This is a genomic window from Vibrio chanodichtyis (assembly GCF_028863985.1).
Taxonomy (GTDB): Bacteria; Pseudomonadota; Gammaproteobacteria; order Enterobacterales; family Vibrionaceae; genus Vibrio; species Vibrio chanodichtyis.
Window position 1 is genome coordinate 1 of sequence record NZ_JARBFT010000027.1, and the last position, 4292, is coordinate 4292.

Annotated in this window: 6 protein-coding genes; all 6 read left to right on the forward strand. The window is 39.7% G+C overall.

Annotation, left to right across the window (positions count from 1 at the left end):
* Window positions 1–702 precede the first annotated feature (702 nt).
* The 6 genes from PUN32_RS13730 (at window position 703) to PUN32_RS13760 (ending at window position 4113) form a co-directional block, all read left to right on the forward strand.
* On the forward strand, window positions 703–891 hold the full coding sequence (locus tag PUN32_RS13730) for a DUF645 family protein (RefSeq protein ID WP_274723703.1): 189 nt from the start codon (window positions 703–705) through the stop codon (window positions 889–891).
* Between the two features lie 31 nt (window positions 892–922).
* On the forward strand, window positions 923–1180 hold the full coding sequence (locus PUN32_RS13735) for a hypothetical protein (protein ID WP_274723698.1): 258 nt from the start codon (window positions 923–925) through the stop codon (window positions 1178–1180).
* Window positions 1181–1504: 324 nt separating this feature from the next.
* Window positions 1505–2083 (forward strand): outer membrane beta-barrel protein, encoded by a 579-nt coding sequence (locus PUN32_RS13745; RefSeq protein WP_406708018.1) that lies wholly within the window; start codon window positions 1505–1507, stop codon window positions 2081–2083.
* Window positions 2084–2227: 144 nt separating this feature from the next.
* Window positions 2228–2758, forward strand: a complete 531-nt coding sequence (locus tag PUN32_RS13750; RefSeq protein WP_274723700.1) for a hypothetical protein — start codon at window positions 2228–2230, stop codon at window positions 2756–2758.
* A gap of 285 nt (window positions 2759–3043) precedes the next feature.
* Window positions 3044–3232 carry a DUF645 family protein gene (locus PUN32_RS13755; RefSeq protein ID WP_274723701.1) on the forward strand — a complete coding sequence of 63 codons (189 nt, stop codon included), beginning with the start codon at window positions 3044–3046 and terminating at the stop codon, window positions 3230–3232.
* Between the two features lie 203 nt (window positions 3233–3435).
* On the forward strand, window positions 3436–4113 hold the full coding sequence (locus PUN32_RS13760) for a hypothetical protein (protein ID WP_274723702.1): 678 nt from the start codon (window positions 3436–3438) through the stop codon (window positions 4111–4113).
* The last annotated feature ends 179 nt before the right edge of the window (window positions 4114–4292 follow it).

The following is a 4292-nucleotide window of genomic DNA, read 5'->3' on the forward strand; positions in this document are numbered from 1 at the left end:
AGACTTTTTACCCATTTGGTCGTGACCTAACAAGCGATTCAAGACAGATTCACAACGCGCGGCATTGGCGTGATGCGAGAACGACAGTGATGAACATTGTGATGCGTTGAGTTGGTTTAGGCGTTGCTCACTGCTTAATCGGGCGTTAACTGGCAAAATGGAAATGCCAAAAGCACCTGAGCAAAAGGAGTTTGCAAATGTTTCGTTGTGGGCAATGCCGTCATTTCGAAAGAGCTAAAAATAATCTCAAGAATCTTTGTGGTGCTTGGGAACAACCTACGACTGCAACGCGTGAAGCTTGCGGATTTTTCATGCTCAGAAAACCAGCCCGAGATGTGAAAACACCAAACGAAGAATAGAGTAATTTTCTTTGTGTTGGTTGAAAGTGCAGTGAAAATCATAAGCACTGGCCAGTTAACAAACGCCTCAAGAGGGACTGTCAACGCGTGGCGTTTCCAGTCCCAATGAGCCGCGGGGGCTACGGTTGTTGTGATTGAGTTTAGTGGTAATGCGTTGTCAGCCCCTTAGGCGGGCGTTAGTTTCTATCGAGAAAAGTCATAAATATTGATTCCAAATGTTCCGAAAAATTGAGTTTTGGTGCTCAAGGTTTACGAGTTTGCTTTGGTTTTTTGCTAGATACTGATTGGGTAGAAAGCGTTGAAAATGTCGCTGGCACAAGATCGCTAAAGCCAACAAACCTTGATGCATCCATTTTGTGGAAGCGTCCACACGGCAAGTTTGGTTTCACAAAAACAGCAATATCGCTTTAGGCACGCTTTCTTTGTTGGAAAGCCGGTTATTGGCCAACTCAACCTTGATAGTTTTGAGTTTTGGCTGCCAGCTTCACAATGTTTGATGTTGAAGGTGTGTTTGCCCGATGATTTTTCATAAAATGTACTTCGTTACAAAAATAAGGAATAACATGAAAAATATTATTTTATTAGGATTGGCTATTGCACTATCTGGTTGTACAGCTATTACCATTTCTGAGCGTCAAATGGTCGGTGAAACGGCTAAGTTTTTTAATACGACAAATCAAGTAATTATCTATGATGTTGAACGAGATCTTGTCACTAGTCAGTTCGAATGGAAAACCGATATTGAGGGCGTGACCTATTTGTGTTCGGGAAGTTCGTTTAATACCCATTCATTAAACTCAGTGTACTGTGTAAAACAGTAGGGAGTTCGGATAAAAAACAGCGTCAAATGACGCTGTTTTACTGTGTTTTCTACGATACTTTTTTGCATAAATTTTGGTGAAAAATCATTGTTAAACAATCGGCTACGAAACTAACAAGCGCCTCAAGAGGGACTGTCAACGCGCGGCATTTTTGGTATGCGGTGATTTTTGTGGTTAATTTGTTATGCGTTAAGTTGGGTTGTGCGTTGCCAGCCCCTTAGGCGAGCGTTATGCGATAGATGCGTGTAATCAAATTTATGGAAATAATAGTTAATTAAATGGAGATAATGAATGAAACAATGTCAGTGGGTAGTACCAACAATCATGCTGTTTGGTGCGAATTTTGGTGTTATGGCCGAAACGGAATTTGCGAAAAATTCTCAACAGATTGATAACCGTAATTTTTATATTGGCGCAGATCTTAGTTTTTATAACAAAACAGAGCTTGAATTGGGTGGAATTTCTATAGATAAAAAAGGTGATTTTGACGATTTAGGTTATAGCGCAGTTATTGGATACCAATTTGATATACATAAGGTAGTGAAAATTGGTGTGGAAGGTGAATATCGAAGTTTTGGAAAGATAAATTATTACGAAGAGCTAGATGTTAAAGGAAATGGTGTTTTTCTGAATATAAAACCTAAATTTATTGTTTTAGGTGATTATGCTGATGTCTATGTTGGTCTTTTAGCCGGGATTGGTTCAATGGATATGGATGCTAAATTGACAAATGAACCATCATATTCTAAGTCGGAAGTTGGCTATCAATTTGGGGCTGAACTCGGGATTATAGTAAATCGAGCCATTGATCTATACCTAGGTTATCGTTCTGCGCATGTTGATATAGAAGATGTAAATATATCAATATCAAGTGGTTATGCAGGCATTCGTTATCATTTCTAAAATCGCATAACAAACGCCTCAAGAGGGACTGTCAACGCGTAGCATTTTTGGTATGCGGTGATTTTTGTGGTTAATTTGCTATGCGTTAAGTTGGTTTGTGCGTTGCCTGCCCCTTAGGCGGGCGTTAGGCTACAAGGAGAAAATATGACACATCGAGTAAGAGTTTACCCACATAATGATCTTATGAATTTAGCTCATTATCAGCGAGAAACGATTCGTGCAAAAGTTGCTAATGAAGATCGTGATGGGATTAAACTAGATTGTCTTTCATGTTTAATCTCTTTGGCTTTTTCTGTCGAAGCACTGGTTAACTTTGTGGGATACAAGAAAGTCGATAAATGGAAAGAGTTTGATCGATACATAAATAAGATTACAAAAGTATGTGCTAAAGCAGGTGTAGGGTTCGACAAAAATGTCGGTATGTACGCACAACTATGGCAATTAAAAAAGTTACGAGATGATGTTGCCCATGGTAAACCCATTGAAATTAACACTGAGGTCAATACTCGTGAAGAACTTCGTGAAAGAATGAGTTGTCCTTGGGATGTTAACTTAACGCCTGAAACTGTCGAAGCCATGTTTGTGGTAGTTAAAGACTTTGAGAAACTCCTCTTCAAGAATTGCCAAATTAATATTGGTGATACATTAACTTCAGCGGTGAGAGTGGGTCAGTAGCCTAACAAACAATTTAAGAGGGATTCCCCACGCTTGGCATTTTTTGTTCGGGTCAAGTTTAGTATTTACGGCGTCCCAATTTAGTATCGTGGTCGCGTGGCTCACCCCTTAATTGGGCGTTAGTTTCTATCAAGAAAATTCATACAATTTGCGCTAATTGTTTCGATAATTCGGCTTTCGGTGCTCAAAGTTTACGAATCAGCTTTGGTGCTTTGTTTGATACTGATTGGGTAGAAAGCGTTGAAAATGTCGCTGGCACAAGATCGCTAAAGTAAGCAAACCTCGATGCATCCATTTTGTGGAAGCGTCCACACGGCAAGTTTAGTTTCACAAAAGCGGCATCGTCGCTTCAGGCGCGTTTTCTTTGTTGGAAATTCGGTTATTGGCCAACTCAACCTTGAGCGTTTGGAGTTTTGGCCGCTAACTTCACAGCGTTTGATGCTGGATGTGTGTTTGCTCGATGATTTTCCATAAAATGTTGTTCAAATATTTTGGTGAAAAATCATTGTTAAACAATTGGCTACGAAACTAACAAGCGCCTCAAGCGGGACTGTCAACGCGTAGCATTTTTAGTATGCGGTGATTTTTGTGATTAATTTGCTATGCGCTAAGTTGGGTTGTGCGTTGCCAGCCCCTTAGGCGGGCGTTAAATGCCATTTAGGTTTGGAGATAATAGAGTGAATAATGATAATGATTTGATCCAAAGAAGTGTAGATGAACAAAAACGAGCAATTGAAATATATGACAAATTTAGAGATGAGTTGCTTAAAAGGCAGCTATCAAATACGGAAAATTATGATAAATCAATTTTAACGTTATCATCGGCTGGACTAGCGATATCCTTGACATTTCTTACAACCATTGTACCAATGAGTCATGCTGCATATCTTTGGTTAATAAAAGTATCTTGGTTTTGTTTCTTATTTTCAATTTTTTGCTCACTTTTGGCGTATCTAGTTAGTAATGCGGCAATAACAAAGCAAATGTCGATTGCAGAGAACTATTATGTAAATAAAATTTCAAGTGCATTTAATCAACGTAATTGGCTATCAGTGTTAAATGATTGCCTAAATTATGTTGTAGGTGTGCTATTTTCTATTGCAATTCTTGCGGTAGTGTTATTTGTAACTTTAAATCTGAGACAAGAGGAAACAACAATGTCCAAGCAACAAGATAATAAATCATCAGTAAGACTAGATAGTGCAAAAATACCATTAATGCAATCTGTTCCAACCGGAGATATATCTATCAACAGCGCGCAGGTTCCAACAATGCAAGCTGCTCCTAGTACAAGCTCATCTGTACAGCAAACGACGCAATCTGGCCAAGGACAATCTCAACAAACTCGCGATTAGGCATTTAACAAACGCCTCAAGAGGGACTGTCAACGCGTGGCGTTTCCAGTCCCATTGAGCCGCGGTGGTTACGGCTGTTGTGTTTGAGTTTAGTGTAATGCGTTGCCAGCCCCTTAGGCGGGCGTTAGGTCACGACGGGATCACATGAGCAATGCAGAGCAGTGTCGATTGAGTATGGA

Bases quoted from the DNA above. Each gene is read 5' to 3' on its own strand.
- PUN32_RS13730 (WP_274723703.1), top strand. From the start codon at position 703: ATGCATCCATTTTGTGGAAGCGTCCACACGGCAAGTTTGGTTTCACAA.
- PUN32_RS13735 (WP_274723698.1), top strand. From the start codon at position 923: ATGAAAAATATTATTTTATTAGGATTGGCTATTGCACTATCTGGTTGT.
- PUN32_RS13745 (WP_406708018.1), top strand. From the start codon at position 1,505: ATGCTGTTTGGTGCGAATTTTGGTGTTATGGCCGAAACGGAATTTGCG.
- PUN32_RS13750 (WP_274723700.1), top strand. From the start codon at position 2,228: ATGACACATCGAGTAAGAGTTTACCCACATAATGATCTTATGAATTTA.
- PUN32_RS13755 (WP_274723701.1), top strand. From the start codon at position 3,044: ATGCATCCATTTTGTGGAAGCGTCCACACGGCAAGTTTAGTTTCACAA.